The sequence below is a fragment of the Variovorax sp. Root411 genome (genome assembly GCF_001425205.1).
GTDB lineage: Bacteria > Pseudomonadota > Gammaproteobacteria > Burkholderiales > Burkholderiaceae_C > Variovorax.
Genome location: NZ_LMDW01000019.1, coordinates 121108 through 139709 on the forward strand (window position 1 = coordinate 121108; position 18602 = coordinate 139709).

The window sequence follows — 18602 nt, forward strand, 5'->3', positions numbered from 1 at the left end:
TACCTACTATAAGGTAGGGAAACTAGAACCGCAACCCACAGGGTTTCAATCCGCCTTGATGGCCGCGGCCTTGATGATGCGCCCGTTGCTTTCGAACTCGCTGGCGATCTCTTTCGCAAATGCAGCCGAAGTGCCGCCGGTCGGCACGTTGTCGGTGGCCGTGAGCCTGGCGCGCAGCTCGGGGCTGGCCAGGGCCTTGTTGATCTCGGCGTTGAACCTGGCAACCAGCGCGGGCGGAGTGGCCGCGGGTGCGAAGACGCCGAACAGCGAATTGATGTTCGCCGCGCTGTAGCCCAGCTCGCCCAGCGTGGGCACCTGGGGCAGGCTCTCGAGCCGCGCCGGCGCCCCGACGGCCAGCGGACGCAGCTTGCCCGACTGAATGTGGGACGTGAGCGTTGGACTCGCATTGGTCGAGAGAATCTCGAACTGCCCGCCGATGGCGTCGTTCAGCTGCTGGCCGCCGCCCTTGTACGGCACGTGCGTGATGTCGACGCCCGCCGCCGAGCGCAACTGCTCCAACACGATATGACCAAGCGAAGCCGGCCCCGACGTGGCCCAGCGCAGCACGCCCGGCTGCGCCTTGGCATCGGCGATGAGCGCACGGAAATCCTTCACCTTGGTGGCCGGCGTGGCGATCAGCAGCACCGGCGAATACATCACGCTCGCCACCGGTGCGATGTCCTTCAACGGATCGAAGGGCAGCTTGCCGAGGTGCGGGCTCAGCACCAGCGGGCTGATCGCCGAGAAGCCCAGCGTCGCGCCGTCGGGCGCGGCCTTGGCGACCGCGTCCATGCCGATGGCGCCGCTCGCGCCGGCCCGGTTGTCGACGATCACCGTGACGCCCAGTTGTGCGGCGAGCCTGTCGCCGAGCGCACGCGCGACGACGTCGCTGACGCCGCCAGCGGGGTACGCCACGATGAGGCGCACCGTCTTGGGAATGGCCTGCGCGTGCGCACCCGAGGCAGCGCACAGTGCCGCGGCAGCCAGGAGCCGGGTCGCCGTGCGGTGCGAAGGCTTCGAGGAAGCAAGGAAATTCATGAGGGTCCTGTCGATCGTCTGTGGGTTGCATCGGTCCAGCGGCGGCTTGCGCTCGCGAATGAGCCTGGACTCTTTCGCCGCATTGTCGGCCTTGGCGAATCAGCGATGTTGAAGCAGGCGCGCAAGAGTCATCGCATTGCCGACCGCTTCGCCGCCCGCCGTGTTGTCGAAGATGCACCAGCCCTGCGTGCCGTCCTTGCAGGCGAGCAGCAGGCGCTGCGAGAGGCGCCGCAGCAGCGGCTCGTCGTATGCCGACCAGTAGCGGCGCGGCGATCCGTGCAGGCGCAGGTAGACCAGCCCGGGCCATCCTCCCGGCGCGCCCGCGGCATCGAAGAGGACCGGATCGGCCAGCACCCGCCCGACCTCGAAGTGCGACAGCAGCGCCTCGGCCGCCGGCGCGAACCAGCTGCGGTGGCGCGGCTCGAGCGCCACCGCGCCCGCATGCCTGCGGCGCACTCCGGCGAGGAATGGCCGCACCACGCGCGCATCGAACGCAAGGCTTGGCGGCAGTTGCACGACGAGGCAGCCGAGCTTGCCGCCGAGTCCGGCGACCTGCGAGAGGAATTCGTCGAAGGCCGGCATCGCATCGACCAGCCGTCGTTCGTGCGTGATGGCCTGCGGCAGCTTGACCGCGAAGCGGAATCCGGCGGGCGTGCTGGCGGCCCAGCGCTCATAGGTTTCACGCCGGTGCGGCCGGTAGAAGGAGGTGTCGATCTCCACCGCGCCGAAGCGCTGTGCGTACCGCTCCAGGTGCGAGCCTTCGGCCGGGAAGTCGGGCCACGCGGCACGCGGCAGGCTCCAGCCGGCACAGCCGATGTGCAGCGACGCGGGGAAGACCTGATTCATTGCCGAGCCCCGGGCTTGTGCGGCGCGTTCAGCCGCGCGGATGATGCTGCGCGTGCAATTGCTTCAGCCGCTCGCGCGCCACGTGGGTGTAGATGGTGGTGGTCGAGATGTCGGCATGCCCCAGCAGCAACTGCACCGCGCGCAGGTCGACCCCGTGGTTCAGCAGGTGCGTGGCGAAGGCATGGCGCAGCGTGTGCGGCGACAGCGGCACGTGGATGCCCGCCGCGCTGGCGTGCTTCTTCACGATGATCCAGAACATCACGCGCGTCATGCCGGCGCCGCGCGCGGTCACGAACAGGTCGGGCGTCTGTTGCCCGTCGAGGATGACGGGGCGCGACTCGTCGAGATAGCGCTCGATCCAGCGGCGCGCCTCGCCGCCGAAGGGCACGAGGCGCTCCTTGTTGCCCTTGCCGAGCACGCGCAGCACGCCATCGTTCAGGCTCATGTCGATGGCCTTGAGCGCCACCAGCTCGCTCACGCGCAGGCCGCTCGCGTACATCAGCTCGAGCATCGCGCGGTCGCGCAGGCCGAGCGGCGATTCGACGTCGGGCGCGGCCAGCAGGTCGTCGACCTGCTTTTCCGACAGCGTTTTGATTGCACGCGGCATCTGCCGCGCCGGCGCGAGCCGGATGCTCGGGTCCGCCACGACACGGTGCTCGCGCAGCGCCCAGCGGTAGTAGCGCTTGAACACCGTGAGCCGGCGATTGGCCGAAGTGGCCTTGCCTTTGGTCGACAGGCGCGCGCCCATGTAGGCCTGCAGATCGGTCTCCTTCGCGGTATCGAGCCCGGCACCGTTGCGCTGCGCATCGAGCCACTGCGCGAACAGCGCGAGGTCGCGGCGGTAGGCGGCCAGCGTGTTCTTCGACAGGCCATCTTCCAGCCAGAGCGCGTCGATGAAGTCGTCGACATCGGATGTCTGCGTCTGTATCTGCGGAAAGGCCTCGGTCATGCCTTGCAAGATAACAAAAGAAAAAGCCGCCCGGCATGCGGGCGGCTTTGGTGTGCAGGAAAAAACCTCAGTCGAGCTTCAGGTTCTGCTTTTTGACGACCTGCTTGTAGACCTCGTACTCGGCCTTGATCTGCGCGGCGAACTGCTCGGGCGTGTTGGCGACGATCAGCGAGCCCGTGTCCTCGATGCGCTTGCGCACCGCCGGCTCTTCCACCGCCTTTTTCACGCCGGCGCTGATCTTGTCGACCACTTCCTTCGGCAGGCCCTTCGGGCCGAGGATGCCGTAGTAGGCCATGCGGTTCACCGGCTCCAGGCCCACTTCCTTGAAGGTCGGCACGTTCGGCAGCGCGGCCAGGCGCTGCGGCGCCGACACCACGATGGGAATCAGCCGGCCGCTGGTGATGAAGGGCATGGCCGAGGGGATGTTGTCGAACATGATCGGCACCTGGCCGGCCACCACGTCGTTCAGCGCCGGACCCGCGCCGCGGTACGGGATGTGCGTGACGAAGGTGTTGGTCAGGCTCTTGTACAGCTCCATCAGCAGGTGGCCGATGCCGCCCGTGCCCGACGAGGCGTACGAGTACTTGCCGGGGTTCTTCTTGATCTCGGCCACGAACTCGGCGTAGTTCTTGGCGGGGAAGCTCGGGTTGACCGCGATGATGTTCGGCGTGGCCGCGATGTTGATGATCGGCGTGAAGTCGTTGATCGGGTCGTACGGCACCTTGGGGTTGATGGCCGGATTGGCCGCCGTGCTCGACACCGTGGCCACGCCGAGCTTGTAGCCGTCGGGCGTCGCGCGCGCTGTTTCGGCCGCGCCGACGATGCCGCCGCCACCGGCGCGGTTGATCACCACCACCGGCTGGCCGAGCACCTTGCCCAGCGGATCGGAAATCACGCGCGCCACGATGTCCGTCGTGCCGCCCGGTGCGAACGGCACGCTCAGCTCGACGGGCTTGTTCGGATAGCCCTGTGCAAAGCTCTGGCCCGCCACCGCGACCAGTGCCGCAGCTCCCACCAGCGTGCTCCATTGACGACGTTGCATCGAAAACTCCTTGATCTGATTGATGTCGAAAAAACGAAGCCCGGATGCTAGCGGCTCAAGGTCAGTCTTCGTGCTGTGGATTACCCATGGTCAAGCGGGTTTATCCTCGAAGCGGTGAATTACGCCCAGCTGCTTTTCCCCGACTTCTCCCTCATCGCCATCGGTTGGCTCCTGTGCCGCTACACCGCCCTCGACCGCCGCGTGTGGGACCAGGTCGAGAGCCTGGTTTACTACTTTCTTTTTCCCGTGCTGCTGTTCCACTCGATCGTACGCAGCCCGCTGGATTTCGGCGCCACGTCGAGCCTGCTCACGGCGGGCGTCGGCGTCGGTGTCTGCGGCATCGCGATGGCCTACGCCCTGCCCTTCGTTCCGGGCCTGCGCACGCACATCGACCGGCGCGACCACGCGGCCAGCGCGCAGATCGCCTTCCGCTTCAACTCGTTCATCTGCCTTGCGCTGGCGGAGCGGCTCGCGGGGTCGGAAGGCCTGCTGCTGATCGCAGTGCTCATCGGCGTGTGCGTGCCCATCTTCAACATCGCGGCCGTGTGGCCGATGACACGGCATGCGCAAACCGGCTTCGTGCGGCAGCTCGTGCGCAATCCGCTGATCGTCGCAACGGTCGCCGGATTGCTCGCGAACGTGCTGGGCCTGGCCGTGCCGACCTGGGCAACGCCGACGCTGACGCGCATCGGGGCCGCATCGCTGGCACTGGGGTTGCTGGCCGCCGGGGCGGGAATGAAGTTCTCCACGCTGGGGGCGGGCAAGGTGCTGGCCACTTCGGTGCTGGCGATACGGCATCTGCTGCTGCCGCTGGTCGCGTGGGGGCTGGCGCTGGCATTGCGGCTGGATGCGACGCAGGCTTCGGTGCTGATGGCATTTTCGGCAGTGCCCACGGCTTCGAGTGCCTATGTGCTGGCTGCGCGCATGGGCTACAACGGTCCCTATGTGGCGGGGCTGGTGACGCTGTCCACCTTGCTGGGTGTCGTGAGCCTGCCGTTTGCCCTGGCGCTGCCCCGGTAAGTTCTTTTCCTGAACACAGGCTCATCCCCGCTGCAGCAGGGCGGGCACGGACGAAGCCAGCATGGCCACTCCCGAAGCCGTCAGCAACCCGAGCACCAGCTTGCGGAACGCCACCTCGCTGATCCCGATATACAGCCGCGCACCGAGCAGCACCGGCACCGCGACGGCCAACGCGACCAGGCCCAGCAGCGGCACCACGGCGCGCTCGATGTTCCCGCTGAACACGTGCACGGCAAACGCCACCATCAGCATCGACAGATTGAAGTTCTGGATCACTGCGCGCTGCGTGTCGCGCTGAAAGCCGCGCAGCGTGCACCAGAGCGTGGGAATGGTCCCCGAGAACCCACCGATGCCCGCCATCGCGCCCCCGATGGCACCGGCTACTCCATCGGCCACACGCCCACCGAACGAAACCTTCGGCAGATGCTGCGACATCAGCATCGCCGGACACCACAGCACCAGCAGCACGCCCAGGCACAGCTTGAAGACGACGAGATCGAGATGCGGCAGCAGCCAAACGCCGAACGGCACTCCCACCAGCCCGCCCAACACGAAGGGCCAGAGGATGTTCCTGTCGAAAGAACGCCGCACGGTCACTGCCGCGATCACTTGCCCCGTGAGCGCCCCGAAAAGTGCAAGCACCGCCGCGAGCTGCGGCTCCAGCGTCCACGCCCAGACCGACATCGCCACCAGCCCGAACGCAAAGCCCGAGAGGCCCTGCACGAAGCCCGCCAGCACGGCTCCGGCGATCACGTAGACGTACAAGGCTTGCATGCGGCCGATGATATCGACCGCACTTCGATCAAGAGAGGGTGGCTCAGGCCGAGACCGGCACCAGCGCGGTACGCCGCACGCGGCGCACGTTGAACGCGCTGGCAATCAGTACGCCTTGCACCAGCGCCAGCCCCACGATCACGCTCGTGTACTGCCCATGGTCCATCAGCCGCCCGAACACCAGCGGCGCCAGGGCCTGCCCGATGTCGAGCCCCGCGTACACCACGCCGTAGACGCGCCCCGTCGCATTGGGCGGCGTCGACCTCTTCACCAGCAGGTCGCGCGAGGGCCCGGCAACACCCGAGACAAAACCCATGGCGCCGAACAGCACCGGCACCACGATCGGCGGAAAGCTCGCAAACGCCAGCACCAGCGCCAATGCAGCCGCAATGCCGAATCCCGCGCCCACGATGCGCTCGCAGCGCGACGGATCGGAAGCCAGGAAGCCCCCCACCACCATGCCCGCCGCGCTCGCGACCATGTAGACCGTGAGGCACACCGCCACCAGCGCCAGCGGCACCGCATGCAGATGCCCGGCGGCCACCGGCGCGAAGGTCTGCACCACGCTGATCACGGCGGCATAGAAGAAGAAGAAACCGAAGCACATCCACACGGCCGGAATGCGCAGGAAGTCGAACTCGCCGCCGACCGGCGCGGGCTCGCCCTGCCCCGTGGCCTTGTGCACGGCCGCCGCGTCGAGCGACAGCACGCTGCGGTACGCCCACAGCACCAGCAGCACCACGAGCGCCACGACACCAGCCGAGGCCAGCGCCACGCGCCACGAGTACGCGATCGCGATCGGCACCACGAAGGCCGGTGCCAGCGCCCAGCCCAGGCTGCCGGTGATGCCATGCACGCTGTAGGCGTGGCCCAGCCGCGTCGGCGCGACCTTGCGGTTGAACAGCGTGTAGTCCACCGGGTGGAACACGCCGTTGCCGATGCCGCCGACCACCGCGCACACCAGCAGCATCCAGTAGCTCTGTGCCGCGGCGTAGCCGAAAGCCGCCAGGCCCAGCGCGCCCAGTCCGACGAACAGCACCGGCCGCGGGCCCAACTTGTCGACGATGAAGCCCGAGGCCGCCTGCACCATGCACGAAACCACGAAGAACACCGTGAGCACCGCGCCCAGCTCGACATAGCTCACGTTGAACGCGTCCTTGAGCCACGGGAACAGCGGCGCCAGGATGAGCTGGCTGAAATGGCTGACCGCGTGGGCCAGGCCGACCAGCCCGATCAGTTTGGCGTCGGTGCGCAAGGTGGTGCTGGGGGGAGAAACGGCAGTCGGAGACGAAGTGGAAGACATGGATTGCTACAAAAAAACGGGGCAGGCATCGATGCTATGCGCCGGGGACGCGGCAGAATGGCGATACAGCGACAACATTTGTCGAAACCATGCCAAGCGCCGCCTCACCCACCTCCAGGAGCGCCGTGCCCGCCAGGCCGCGCGGCGCAGCCCCTGCCCCGATCACCAGCGTCGCCTCTCTCACGCCGCACCTCTACGCGCCGGACGCTGTGCGACCGCTGCGCGCCAAGGAGCACTTCCTGAGCGCGGACACGCTGGTCGAGCTGCACGAGCACCCGTGGCCGCAGCTCACTTTCTCCACCCGCGGCGTGATCCGCCTGAGCACGCAGGACGGCAGCTACATCGTGCCGCCCTCGCGCGCGCTCTGGGTGCCGGCCAACATGCCGCACAGCATCACGCTGATCGAGGACGCCGAGCTGCGCACCGTCTACCTGCACGCCTGGATCGCTCCCACCTGGGAAAAATGCGAGGTGCTCGAAATCAGCCCGCTGCTGCGCGCGCTGATGCTCGCGCTCGACACCACGCCCGACGGCTTGCCGCCCTCCGACCCGCATGCACCGCAGCGCGAACGCATGATCGCGCCGCTGCTGATCGACGAAGTGGAGCGCGCCACGCAGATCCGCATCGACGTGCCGCTGCCCACCGACAAGCGCCTGCGCCAGCTTTGCGAGGCGCTGCTGCGCAACCCGGCCGACCGCGCCACGCTGGCCGAGCGCGCCGCCACCATCGGGGCCAGCGAGCGCACGGTGGCGCGCCTGTTCCGCGACCAGCTCGGCATGAGCTGGCAGCAATGGCGCCAGCAGGCCGTGATGGCGCATGCGCTGCCGCTGCTGGCGCGCGGCATGGCCGTGAGCCAGGTCGCTGCCGCCAGCGGCTATGCCACCGACAGCGCCTTTTGCGCGATGTTCAAGGCGGCCACGGGCCGCTCCCCGACTTCGTTCCAGCACCGCAAGCGTCCTGCCTCCACCTGATGCGGCGGGGCATTGCGGGAGGAGCGTCATGGCGCTCTGGCAAGATCGGCGGCCGACAACACCATGCACTCACCGATCCCCCTGCACATGGCGCCCGACGCCGGGCCACAAACCTGGACCGCCGAGATCTGGCTGCGCATCCGCCGCCATTTCCTGCTGAAGGCGGTCGGCACCACGGTCTTCACGTGGCTGTTCTTCATCGGCTATTTCCATCTGCTGCGCAACCCGGCCTTTCCGGTCGCAGTGATGCCGCTGACACCGCTGGACCGCCTGGTTCCGTTCCAGCCCTACACGCTGGGCGCGTACCTTTCGCTCTGGGTCTATGTGGGCGTCGCGCCGGGCCTGCAGCTCACGTTCCGGGAACTGGTGGTCTACGGACTGTGGATCGGCGCACTCTGCATCACGGGCCTGGGCCTCTTCTACTTCTGGCCGACCCAGATACCCCCCATGGCCATCGACGCCGCAGGTTATCCCGGCTTCGCGATGCTGCAGGGCGTGGACGCGGCGGGCAACGCCTGCCCCTCGATGCACGTGGCCGTGGCCATCTTCACCGCCATCCGCCTCGAGCATGTGTTGCGCGAAGCGCGCACGCCGGCCCTGTGGCGCGCACTGAACTGGACCTGGTTCGCCGCCATTGCCTACTCGACGCTGGCGGTCAAGCAGCACGTGGCGCTGGACGTGGCGGCCGGCGCGCTGCTGGGCATGGCCTTCGCGCTGCCCTCTCTGCGCTGGCGTCCAAGACCGCGTTTGCGAGGGGATGCCCCTCGCGTGGGAGCGGATATCATCGACGCTCACTGACCACACTCACCACTGGCCGACGAGGAAGGGATCGATTCAATGGCACCCGCACAGGGTGACAATCGATCAGCGGCACATGACGACAGGCATTGCACGATGAGTTCGCTGAAGGAATTGCAGGACCTGATCCACGAGAAGTACGACATCGAACCGTCGAAGCTCGACCCCCACGCCTCGATGCGGGAAACCGGCGGACTCGATTCACTCGCCCTCGCGGAATTTCTGTTCGCCATCGAAGACCACTTCGGCATCACCATGCCCGACGAGGACGCGAGCATCGACACCCTGGCCGAACTCGCGCTGCTGGTCGACAAGGTCCGGGCCGCCAAAACCGCCAACACCGCGTGAGCCACGAGGTCGCCGTCACCGGACTGGGCGTGGTGGCGCCGCATGGCGGCGAACCCGACACGCTGTTCCAGGCCCTGCTGCAAGGCCGCTCGGCCATCCAGCCGGTCTTTGCGGATCTGCCCAAGCCGGCCGCCGCGGCCACCGCGGCCTTCGATGAAACCCGCTGGTTCACCAAGCTGCAGCTCGCGGGCGTCGACCGCGTGAGCCAGCTGGCCGTGGCCGCCGCCGACATGGCGATGCGCGACGCGGGCCTCGGCATCGCCGACACAGATCCCGAGCGCATGGGCGTCTTTGCCGGCTGCGGCATGGGCGGCGCCGCGGCGCTCGAGGCGGCCTACCGCGGCAACGGCCGCGTGTCGCCGCTCACCATTCCCGCCTTCATGCCCAACGCGCCGGCCGCCCACGTGGCAATGCGCCAGGGCGTGCAGGGCCCGGTGCTCACCTACTCCGTCGCCTGTGCCTCTTCTTCGGCCGCGATTGCCGAAGCGGCCAAGGCCGTGCAGCGTGGCGAAGTCGACGTTGCCATTGCCGGCGGCAGCGAAGCGCTGATCGTGCCGGGCGTGGTCGTGGCCTGGCAGGCCATGCAGACGCTGGCCACCTTCCAGCCCGGCGAAGCGGCCGGAGCGGTGCGGCCCTTTGCCGCCGACCGCAGCGGCTTCGCACTCGGCGAGGGCGCGGCCTTCCTGATTCTCGAATCCGCCGAGCGCGCACGCGCCCGCGGCGCCCGCCTCTACGCCACGCTGGCCGGCTGGGGCCTGAGCAGCGACGCCACCCATCTCACCAAGCCCGACGCTCCAGGCCAGGCCCGCGCACTGCGCGCCGCCCTGCGACAGGCCGGCCTGCAGCCGCGCGACGTGGGCTACTGCAATGCACACGGCACGGCCACGCGCATCGGCGACGTGGTCGAGCGCAATGCGCTGGCCGATGTGTGGGGCGACGATCTCGACACGCTGCGCGTGAGCTCGACCAAGGCATTGCATGGCCACATGCTCGGCGCGGCGGGCGCCATCGAAGCGCTCGTCACGGTGCTGGCGCTGCACCAGCAGCAGTTGCCGCCGAATGCGAACTGCCGCGAGATCGATCCGGACTGCCGCCTGAACCTCGTGATGCAGGACGAATCGGTGGCCCCCTCGCTCGAAGCCGCCATCAGCAATTCGTTCGCCTTCGGCGGCACGAACTCCGTGCTGCTTTTCCGTCGCACCTAGGCAGCCGCCGCGCAGAGCCATTCCACGAAAGCGCCGACCAGCGGATCGTCCGTGCGGCTCGGCGCCACGAACACGCTGTAGCCCCGGCTCGACGGCGCCCTGTGCGGGCAGGCCAGCAGCAGTTCGCCCGAGCGCAATTCACGCTCGACGAAATACTCGGGCACCAGCCCCACGCCAAGGTCGGCACGCACTGCGGCAACGAGCGAAGAGAACAGATCGAAGCGATGCCCTGCCACCAGGTTTTCCGGCGGCCGCGCATGTGCCGTCTGCCCGAACCATTCCTCCCACGCGCCCATGCGCGTGCGCAGTTGCAGCAACGGCACCGAGCGGAAGTCACCGCGCGCCATCGCCGAGCGCCCCTTCGCTTTCGGCGAGCACACCGCAACACAGGACTCGCCCATCAACGGCAGCGCATTCGCGCCGGGCCACACCGCGTCGTCGTACTGCACGCCCACGTCGAAGGGCATGTCCTCCATGTAGAGATGCGTCGGGAACACCTGCAGGTGCAAGCTGCAGCCCGGGTGCCGGGCGATGAATTCCGGCAGCCGCGGCGTCAGCCAGCCCTCGGCCAGCACCGGCACCGCGCCTACCAGCAGGCGCAGGCCGTCGGCGCGCTGCGCCATGGCTTCGAGCGTGTGGTTCTGCAGCCGCAGCAGGTCGCCCGAAACCTGCCCGTGATAGCGCCGCCCGGCTTCGGTCAGCTCGGTGCCGCGCGCCGTGCGCTGCACCAGCCGCACGCCGATCTGCGACTCCAGCAGGCGCAGCTGCTGGCTCACCGCGCTGTGCGTGAGACACAGCTCCTCCGCAGCCTTGCCCACGCCATGGTGGCGCGCCACCGCGTCGAAGATCAGCAGCGCGCGGGTGCTGGGAATGTGGCGGCGCATGGCGGGCCTCGTTAGAAAAACTGACAACGCCAAAGATTAAACCAGAGCGCGTGCCTAACACAGCCATAAGAATCGTCGGCGACGCCGCGCCGGCGTCGCCAACCCGGCTTCACCCCCAAGGACATCCCCGACCATGCCCCGCCCCATGTCACTTCGCCTCGCCCCGCTCGTCCTCGCCCTGGCCTCCGCGGCCGCCGGCCTCGCGCATGCCCAAACCGGCGCCGTCGCGGCCACGCCGACGCAGGTGCGGCCCGAAGTCGACAAGGCCTACACGCAGTTGATGGCATCGCCCGCCATCCAGAAACTGCTCGACGCAATCAAGGCCGACCACGAGCGCTCGGTCGAAGACCTGAAGATGCTTACCGAGATCGAGGCGCCGCCGTTCAAGGAACAGAAGCGCGCCGAAGCCTTTCTCGCACGCATGAAGGCCCTCGGCCTGGCGGACGCGAAGATCGACGCCGAAGGCAACGTGGTCGGCCTGCGCAAGGGCACGGGCAACGGGCCGAAGCTGCTGATCTCGGCCCACCTCGACACCGTGTTTGCCCGGCATCTCCGACGACACGCGCGGGCTGTCGGTGCTGCTCTCATGGCTCAAGGTGCTGAACGACAACAAGGTCCAGACCGTGGGCGACCTGCTGTTCGTGGGCAACGTGGGCGAGGAAGAGCTCGGCAATCTGCGCGGCATCAAGGGGATCTTTCGCGACAACCTCGACATCGATGGCATGGTCGGTCTGGAGCCCGCGCCCGATGGCTCGGTGCTGATGCTGGGCACCGGCAGCCATCGCTACGAAGTGACTTTCAAGGGCCCCGGCGGCCACAGCTACGGCGCCTTCGGCCAGGTGCCCAGCGCCATCCACGGCATGGGCCGCGCCATCGCGAAGATCGCCGAGATCCGCACGCCGAGCTTCCCGAAGACGACCTTCACCGTCGGCATCGTGGGCGGCGGCACTTCGGTCAACACCATTGCGCCGGACGCGCGCATGGCGGTGGATATCCGCTCCGACGAGATGGCGCCGCTGCTCGAGACCGAGAAGAAAATCCTGGCCGCCATCGACGAGGCCGTGGTCGATGAAAACAAGCGCTGGAACATCAACACGCTGAGCGTGAGCACCAAGCTCATCGGCGATCGTCCGGGCGGCCGCACGCAGTCGGACACGGTGATCGTCGAGGCGGCCACGCGCTCGAACGCGGCCTTCGGCCACAAGACGCTGCTGACAGGCGCGAGCACCGACGCCAACGTGCCGATGTCGCTGGGCATCCCGGCCATCATCATCGGCGGCGGCGGCAAGACCGGCGGCTTTCATGCGCTGTCCGAGTGGATCGACGTGACCGACGGCTGGAAGGGCGCGCAGAACTCGCTGGTGACCGTGCTGGGCCTGGTGGGCGTGCAGGGGACCAGCGCGCCCTTGCTCGAGAAGCGCCCGCAGCGCTCGAAGTAAGAGCGCGCGTGCAACCGGGGCTTCGCCCCGGCGTCTCCGTTATGCTGGTGGCCGCTTTCCACCACGCTACCGACAGGAGGACATCATGCACGCCCGCTCCACCCTCATCGCCCTCGCGCTGCTCGCTGCAGGCGCCTCGGCGCAGGCCAACGACCTGCTCGACCAGTTGAAGGAGAAAGCCGGCGAGGCCGTCAGTGCCAATCCACAAGGTGGCAACAGCGGTGGCTCCTCGCTCGGCAACCTCGGCTTCAAGATGCCCGCCATCGGCTCCAGCACCGTCGGCAACGCGGCCGGTGTGCTGCAGTACTGCGTGAAGAACAACTACCTGGGCGGCGACGCGGCCTCGGTGAAAGACAAGCTGCTCGCCAAGATCACCGGCCAGAAGCAGCAGGAGACCGGCTTCGCGAGCGGCGCCAAGGGCCTGCTGAAAGGTGGCGACGGCAAGTCGCTGAACTTCAAGCTCCTGTCGTCCAAGGTCAAGGAAAAGGCCTGCGACTACGTGCTCAAGAACGCCACCTCGCTGATCTGACCCCGCCCCACATTCCGCATCGCTCCCGCGCGGCGCACCGCGCATGTGCCTGCAGTTTCTACTCGTGCGCTCGCCCACCTCCATGACTCCGGCTGCCCCCTCTCCTTCCCTGCGCCAGCGCCTCTCCCGCTGGGTCCCGTGCCTGGCCTGGCCCCGCCCTTCCGCCACATTGCTGCGCAACGAGGCGATGGCCGGCATCACCGTGGCGCTGATGGTCATTCCGCAGGGCGTGGCGTATGCGGCGCTGGCCGGCATGCCGCTGGTCACGGGCGTGTACGCGGCGTTGTTCCCGGCGCTGATCGCGGTGATGTTCAGTTCGTCGCAGCGCCTGTCGGTCGGGCCCACGGCGCTCACCAGCCTGCTGGTCGGCGCCTCGCTCGCGCCGCTGGCGGTGGCAGGCAGCGCCGAATGGGTGGCGATGGCGGTGTGGCTCACGCTGATGTCGGGCGCCATCCAGATCGTGCTGGGCGCGGGGCGCTTCGGCTGGCTGCTGCGGCTGGTCAATTCGCCGGTGCTCATCGGCTTCACGCAAGGCGCGGCGGTGCTGATCGCCATCTCGCAGCTGCCCGCGCTGCTGGGCTTCACGGGGCGGACCATTGCGCAGGTGCTGCGCGGCGGCCCGCTGCCCGACCTCGTGGCCATTGCCTTCGGGCTCGGCAGCATCGCGGTGCTGTGGCTGGGCAAGCGCCTGCTGCCGCGCTTTCCGACCACGATGGCGCTGGTGGCCGGCGCGGCCGCCATCAGCTGGCTCGTCGACTACGCGCTGCGCGGCGGTGCGGTGGTGGGCAGCCTGCCTTCGGGCCTGCCCTCGCTCTACTGGCCGGGCCTGCTGCCCATGAGCACCTTCAGCGCGCTGGTGCTGCCGGCGTTGATGATCACGCTCGTGAGCTTCCTCGAAACCGCGTCGAGCGCCAAGGTCGACAACGCGCGCGCCGGCACGCTGTGGAACGAAAACCAGGACCTGATCGGCCAGGGCCTCGCCAAGCTGGCCTCGGGCTTCACGGGCGCATTCCCCACCAGCTCGTCGTTCTCGCGCTCGGCCATCACGCTCTATGCGGGCGCGCAGACCGGTTGGGCCACGCTGTTCAGCGTGGCGGTGGTGGCCGGTGCGCTGTTGTGGCTGATGCCGCTGCTGTACCACGTGCCGCAGGCGGTGCTGGCGGCGGTGGTGGTCACGGCCATCCTCGGGCTGGTGAAGCCTGCGAGCTTCAGGGCGCTGTGGCGCGTGTCGCGCATCGAGGCCGGCATTGCCTTCGGCACCTTCGTGCTGACCATCGCGACCGCGCCCAGCATCTACTGGGGCGTGCTCGGCGGCCTGCTGGCGAGCATGGCGCACTACATGTATCGCCACCTGCACCCGCGCATCATCGAGGTGGGCCTGCACCCCGATGGCAGCCTGCGCGACCGCAACCTCTGGAAGCTGCCGCCGCTGGCGCCGCAGCTCTATGCGTTGCGCATGGACGCCGAGCTCGACTTCGCCTCGGCCTCCACGCTCGAACGCGCGCTCACGGTGGCGCTGGCCGAACGGCCCGAGCTCACCGACGTGTGCCTGTTTGCGCAGCCCATCAACCGCATCGACATCACCGGCGCCGAAGTGTTCGGCTCGATCCGCCGGATGATGGAAGCCAAGGGCATCCGCCTGCACCTGAGCGGCATGAAGCTGCCCGCGATGCAGGTGCTGGAACGCGCCGGCCTGCTGGCGCCGGGGCCGATGCTGTTCAGCTACCGCACCGACGGCGAGGCGCTTGCGGCGCTGATGCCGCGCATCGACGAATCCGAGGAACAGGAAGCCGCCGCCTGACCCGCCGACGTCCATGAAAACCACCATCGAAGAGCTGGTCGCGTTCCGTACGGTGGTGGACACGGGCTCGATCACGGCCGCGTCCGAGCAGTTGGCGCAAACGGTCTCGGGCATCAGCCGCGCCTTGAGCCGGCTCGAACAGAAGCTCGACACCACGCTGCTGCGCCGCACCACGCGGCGGCTCGAGCTCACGGAGGAAGGCGCAGCCTTCCTGCAGCGCACGCGCGCCATCCTCGATGCCATCGACGACGCCGAAGAGCAGATGGCCGCGCGCCGCCAGCAGCCGGCCGGGCGGCTGCGCGTCAATGCCGCCTCGCCCTTCATGCTGCACGCCATCGTGCCGTTGGTGCCGGAATTTCGAAAGCTCTACCCGCAGATCAGCCTCGAACTCGACACCGACGACCTGCCCATCGACCTGCTGGAGCGCCGCACCGACATCGCGATCCGCATCGGCCCGCTGCGCGACTCGACGCTGCATGCGCGCCCGCTCGGCACGCACCGCCTGCGCGTGCTCGCGAGCCCTGCGTACCTCGAGGCACACGGCAAGCCGCGCAAGGTGAGCGACCTCGCCGAACACGTGCTGCTGGGCTTCACCCAACCCGAGTCGCTGAACCGCTGGCCCCTGCGCGGCGTGCATGGCGACGAATGGAACATCGCGCCGACGCTGATGGCGTCGAGTGGCGAAACGCTGCGCCAGCTGGCACTGGCCGGCGTGGGCATCGTCTGCCTGTCGGACTTCATGACGGGTGCCGACCGCGCCCGCGGCGCGCTGGTGCAGGTGCTGGCGAAGGACACGGCGGACGCGCGCCAGCCGGTCAACGCGGTGTACTACCGCAACACGCAGCTGTCGGCACGCATCACGTCGTTTCTGGATTTCCTGTCGCAGCGCATGGCCTGAGTGCGCACGGCGGCGCTATTACTGCGCCTGCTTCGCGACGAAGCGCTCCACGGACGCCGACTTGATCTCGTAGCCGCTCACGCCCATGTCCGCCGACGAGTAGCGCGCCGCCTTCAGCGTGCCGCTCACGTACACCGTGTCCATCGCGTGCAGGCCCTTCACCGCGGCAGGCGCGACCACGTGCACGATCTGGTTGGCGGGCGGCGGTGGCGTGTGAATGCAGGCGCCGAAATACGGCACCAGCAGGAATTCGCGAATGCCGTCCTGCGTGCCGTCCAGCGGCACCACGAAGCCCGCCAGCTTGGCGGCCTTGCCGTCGAGCGCCACGTTGACCGGGGCGTTGTCCCAGACGGCACGCATCTCGTCGAGCATCTGGATCGCGCGCGGATCGTTGTCGCGCAGCGCCTCGAGGCTGATGTTGCGGTAGCGCTTGGTCGGGTCCCAGCTCTTGGGAATCAGCTCTTCCCACTTGAGTTCAGGGGCCGCGGCCGTGCTCGTGCCCTGCACCGCGGCTGTCCCCGGACCGCAGCCGGTCAGGAGCGTCGCGGCCGGCGCCAGCAGAAGCGCAGCCAACAAAGCGCGCGAGAAGAACCGTCTCATGACCGCGATTCTGCTTGGGAGATGTTTCAGACCCGTAAAGCAGGGCCTTTTGCACTCAATTCGCACTAGATCAGACGAATTCAGCGCAGCGAAGCCGAATGCGCTCAGTCGCGCACCGGCCCGCGCATGCTCTTGATCTGCGAACGCTGGCTCTTGCCCTCGAGCCGGCGCTGCTTCGACCCGTAGGTCGGCTTGGTGGCACGCCGCACGCGCGGCGGCGTGGCCACGCTGTCGATCACCGCCTGCAGGCGCGCGAGCGCGTCGGCGCGGTTCATTTCCTGCGTGCGGTGCTGCTGCGCCTTGAGCACGAACACGCCTTCCTGCGTGATGCGGCTGTCGCGCAGCGCGAGCAGACGTTCCTTCACGTCGGTCGGCAACGAACTCGCATGGATGTCGTAGCGCAGGTGCACCGCGCTCGACACCTTGTTGACGTTCTGCCCGCCCGCGCCCTGCGCCCGGATGGCGCTGATCTCGACCTCGTCGGTGTCGATCAAAAGAGGCGCGCGCAGCATGACGTTCAGACGCGTTCGAACACGGCGGCAATACCTTGGCCGCCGCCGATGCACATCGTGACGAGTGCATAGCGCCCGCCCGTGCGGTGCAACTCGGCAATCGCCTTCGTCGTGATGATCGCGCCGGTCGCGCCCACCGGGTGGCCCAGCGAAATGCCCGAGCCGTTCGGGTTCACCTTGGCAGGGTCGAAGCCCAGTTCCTTGATGACCGCGCAGGCCTGCGCCGCGAAGGCCTCGTTCGACTCGATCACGTCGAAGTCGCTCACCTTCAGTCCGGTCCGTTCCAGCACCTTGCGCGTGGCCGGCACCGGACCGATGCCCATGTACGCGGGCTCGACACCGGCGTGTGCATAGCCCACTAGGCGCGCCAGCGGCTTGAGCCCCAGCGCCTTCACGCGGCCACCCTCGGCCAGCACCACGGCGGCGGCGCCGTCGTTGATGCCCGACGCGTTACCGGCCGTCACGAGGCCGTCTTTCTTGAACGCGGGCTTCATCTTCGAGAGCGTCTCGACGGTGGTGTCGGCGCGCACATGCTCGTCGGTGTCGAACAGCACGATGCCCTTGCGCGTCTTCACTTCGACCGGAATGATCTGTTCCTTGAAGCGGCCGGCTGCTATGGCCGCTGCGGCGCGCTGCTGGCTGGTGGCGGCCAGTTCGTCCTGCTGCTCGCGCGTGATGCCGTAGCGCGCGGCCACGTTCTCGGCGGTGATGCCCATGTGGATCTTCTCCCACGGGTCGTGCAGGATGCCCAGCATGTAGTCGAGGAGCACCGCGTCGCCCATGCGCGCGCCGTAGCGTGCCGAGGTGTCGAAGTACGGGCCGCGGCTCATCGATTCCGAGCCGCCGCCGATGGCGACGTCGCAGTCTCCAAGCGCAATGGCCTGCGCCGCCGACACGATGGCCTGCAGGCCCGAGCCGCAGAGGCGATTGACGTTGAAGGCCGGTGTCTCGATGGGGCAGCCCGCATCGATGGCAGCCACGCGGCTCAGGTATGCGTCCTTCACGTCGGTGGGAATCACGTTGCCCATCACCACATGCCCGATGGCATCTGCGGCCACGCCGCTGCGCTCGATGGCGGCCTTGACGGCGGTGGTGGCCAGCTGGGTGTTGGGCACGTCCTTCAGCGCGCCGCCGAAGGTGCCGATGGCGGTGCGGGCGGTGCCGACCACGAAGATGTCGCGCGAGGTCATGGAATGTCTCTCCTGGATGAAAGCGAAAGCCGCGGACAGCGGCTGCAGGAGGACGATTCTGACGGCGAACGGCGCGACGGGTTGTCGCGCGGGAAATACCGGCGGCTCAGCCGCGTGAGACAGATTTCGGCGACACGTCGGTCACGTCGCCGGCGCTGCCGCGAATGCGCACCGGCCGCTCCACCGCCTCGCCGCGCGCCCGCGCATTGGCCACGTCGGCGGCGGTCGGCTCGGCCGCCTGTGTCGTATGGCGAAATTTGTCGAAGCCCGAGCGCGGGTTGAAGCGCCCACCCATCGAAGACATCCAAGGCGTCACCGGCTTGCCCGTGAGACGCCCCCAGGCGTAGCGCACACCCCACACGGCCGCCAGCAGCATGACCGCCACGGCCAGGCTGGCCGCGAAAACCAGCCCCAGGAGCAGAAGAATGACACGAAGAATGAAGTTCATCATCCGA

Annotated in this window: 19 protein-coding genes and 1 pseudogene; 9 read left to right on the top strand and 11 right to left on the bottom strand. The window is 68.2% G+C overall.

Going from position 1 to position 18602, the window contains the following annotated elements:
• Positions 1-45: 45 nt before the first annotated feature.
• The 4 genes from ASC92_RS23510 to ASC92_RS23525 all read right to left on the bottom strand — a co-directional run bounded on the left by ASC92_RS23510 (position 46) and on the right by ASC92_RS23525 (position 3875).
• Complete coding sequence (locus ASC92_RS23510; protein WP_056520587.1) at positions 46-1038, bottom strand: Bug family tripartite tricarboxylate transporter substrate binding protein; 993 nt, start codon at positions 1036-1038, stop codon at positions 46-48.
• Positions 1039-1137: 99 nt separating this feature from the next.
• Entirely contained in the window at positions 1138-1884 is a 747-nt protein-coding gene (locus ASC92_RS23515) for a DUF72 domain-containing protein (protein ID WP_056520589.1), read from the bottom strand.
• A 28-nt stretch (positions 1885-1912) separates the two neighbouring features.
• Positions 1913-2833 carry a site-specific tyrosine recombinase XerD gene (gene xerD / locus ASC92_RS23520; RefSeq protein WP_056520591.1) on the bottom strand — a complete coding sequence of 307 codons (921 nt, stop codon included), beginning with the start codon at positions 2831-2833 and terminating at the stop codon, positions 1913-1915.
• A 67-nt stretch (positions 2834-2900) separates the two neighbouring features.
• Positions 2901-3875 carry a tripartite tricarboxylate transporter substrate binding protein BugE gene (locus tag ASC92_RS23525; RefSeq protein WP_056520594.1) on the bottom strand — a complete coding sequence of 325 codons (975 nt, stop codon included), beginning with the start codon at positions 3873-3875 and terminating at the stop codon, positions 2901-2903.
• 102 nt (positions 3876-3977) lie between these two features.
• Between ASC92_RS23525 and ASC92_RS23530 the strand changes: the two genes are divergently transcribed.
• Positions 3978-4895, top strand: coding sequence for an AEC family transporter (locus ASC92_RS23530; protein WP_200936029.1), 918 nt, complete (start codon positions 3978-3980; stop codon positions 4893-4895).
• Positions 4896-4916: 21 nt separating this feature from the next.
• Here ASC92_RS23530 and ASC92_RS23535 read toward each other — a convergent pair whose 3' ends face one another.
• Together ASC92_RS23535 and ASC92_RS23540 are read right to left on the bottom strand one after the other, a co-directional pair.
• A complete protein-coding gene (locus ASC92_RS23535; protein WP_056520605.1) occupies positions 4917-5669 on the bottom strand; it encodes a sulfite exporter TauE/SafE family protein in 753 nt (250 codons plus the stop codon).
• Positions 5670-5712: 43 nt separating this feature from the next.
• The gene (locus tag ASC92_RS23540; protein ID WP_056520607.1) at positions 5713-6972 is read right to left on the bottom strand and encodes an MFS transporter; all 1260 of its coding nucleotides are present in this window, start codon (positions 6970-6972) and stop codon (positions 5713-5715) included.
• A gap of 89 nt (positions 6973-7061) precedes the next feature.
• On the opposite strand from ASC92_RS23540, the gene ASC92_RS23545 reads away from it, so the two are divergent.
• From ASC92_RS23545 to ASC92_RS23560, 4 genes are all read left to right on the top strand, one after another.
• Positions 7062-7943 carry an AraC family transcriptional regulator gene (locus tag ASC92_RS23545; protein WP_235505972.1) on the top strand — a complete coding sequence of 294 codons (882 nt, stop codon included), beginning with the start codon at positions 7062-7064 and terminating at the stop codon, positions 7941-7943.
• A gap of 63 nt (positions 7944-8006) precedes the next feature.
• Positions 8007-8741, top strand: coding sequence for a phosphatase PAP2 family protein (locus ASC92_RS23550; protein WP_235505975.1), 735 nt, complete (start codon positions 8007-8009; stop codon positions 8739-8741).
• A 96-nt stretch (positions 8742-8837) separates the two neighbouring features.
• Positions 8838-9089, top strand: coding sequence for an acyl carrier protein (locus ASC92_RS23555; protein ID WP_056520612.1), 252 nt, complete (start codon positions 8838-8840; stop codon positions 9087-9089).
• On the top strand, positions 9086-10294 hold the full coding sequence (locus ASC92_RS23560) for a beta-ketoacyl-[acyl-carrier-protein] synthase family protein (protein WP_056520614.1): 1209 nt from the start codon (positions 9086-9088) through the stop codon (positions 10292-10294). The genes ASC92_RS23555 and ASC92_RS23560 overlap by 4 nt, the downstream gene beginning before the upstream one ends.
• On the opposite strand, the gene ASC92_RS23565 is transcribed toward ASC92_RS23560, so the two are convergent.
• Entirely contained in the window at positions 10291-11178 is an 888-nt protein-coding gene (locus tag ASC92_RS23565; protein WP_056520616.1) for a LysR substrate-binding domain-containing protein, read from the bottom strand. The genes ASC92_RS23560 and ASC92_RS23565 overlap by 4 nt on opposite strands.
• A 133-nt stretch (positions 11179-11311) precedes the next feature.
• Between ASC92_RS23565 and ASC92_RS23570 the strand changes: the two are divergent.
• From ASC92_RS23570 to ASC92_RS23585, 4 genes and pseudogenes are all read left to right on the top strand, one after another.
• A pseudogene (locus tag ASC92_RS23570) lies at positions 11312-12617 on the top strand (M20/M25/M40 family metallo-hydrolase).
• Positions 12618-12702: 85 nt separating this feature from the next.
• A complete protein-coding gene (locus ASC92_RS23575; protein ID WP_056520618.1) occupies positions 12703-13146 on the top strand; it encodes a DUF2501 domain-containing protein in 444 nt (147 codons plus the stop codon).
• An 82-nt stretch (positions 13147-13228) separates the two neighbouring features.
• On the top strand, positions 13229-14947 hold the full coding sequence (locus tag ASC92_RS23580; RefSeq protein ID WP_056520964.1) for a SulP family inorganic anion transporter: 1719 nt from the start codon (positions 13229-13231) through the stop codon (positions 14945-14947).
• Positions 14948-14960: 13 nt separating this feature from the next.
• Positions 14961-15845: a LysR substrate-binding domain-containing protein gene (locus ASC92_RS23585; RefSeq protein ID WP_056520620.1), complete on the top strand. Its 885-nt coding sequence runs from the start codon at positions 14961-14963 to the stop codon at positions 15843-15845.
• A gap of 18 nt (positions 15846-15863) precedes the next feature.
• Here the strand turns inward: ASC92_RS23585 and ASC92_RS23590 are convergent, their stop codons facing one another.
• The 4 genes from ASC92_RS23590 to ASC92_RS23605 all read right to left on the bottom strand — a co-directional run bounded on the left by ASC92_RS23590 (position 15864) and on the right by ASC92_RS23605 (position 18598).
• The gene (locus ASC92_RS23590; protein WP_056520622.1) at positions 15864-16445 is read right to left on the bottom strand and encodes a DUF3299 domain-containing protein; all 582 of its coding nucleotides are present in this window, start codon (positions 16443-16445) and stop codon (positions 15864-15866) included.
• Positions 16446-16549: 104 nt separating this feature from the next.
• Positions 16550-16957, bottom strand: a complete 408-nt coding sequence (arfB, locus tag ASC92_RS23595) for an alternative ribosome rescue aminoacyl-tRNA hydrolase ArfB (protein WP_056520624.1) — start codon at positions 16955-16957, stop codon at positions 16550-16552.
• A 5-nt stretch (positions 16958-16962) separates the two neighbouring features.
• Positions 16963-18147 carry an acetyl-CoA C-acyltransferase family protein gene (locus tag ASC92_RS23600; protein WP_056520626.1) on the bottom strand — a complete coding sequence of 395 codons (1185 nt, stop codon included), beginning with the start codon at positions 18145-18147 and terminating at the stop codon, positions 16963-16965.
• Positions 18148-18253: 106 nt separating this feature from the next.
• The gene (locus tag ASC92_RS23605) at positions 18254-18598 is read right to left on the bottom strand and encodes a hypothetical protein (protein ID WP_056520628.1); all 345 of its coding nucleotides are present in this window, start codon (positions 18596-18598) and stop codon (positions 18254-18256) included.
• Positions 18599-18602: the final 4 nt, after the last annotated feature.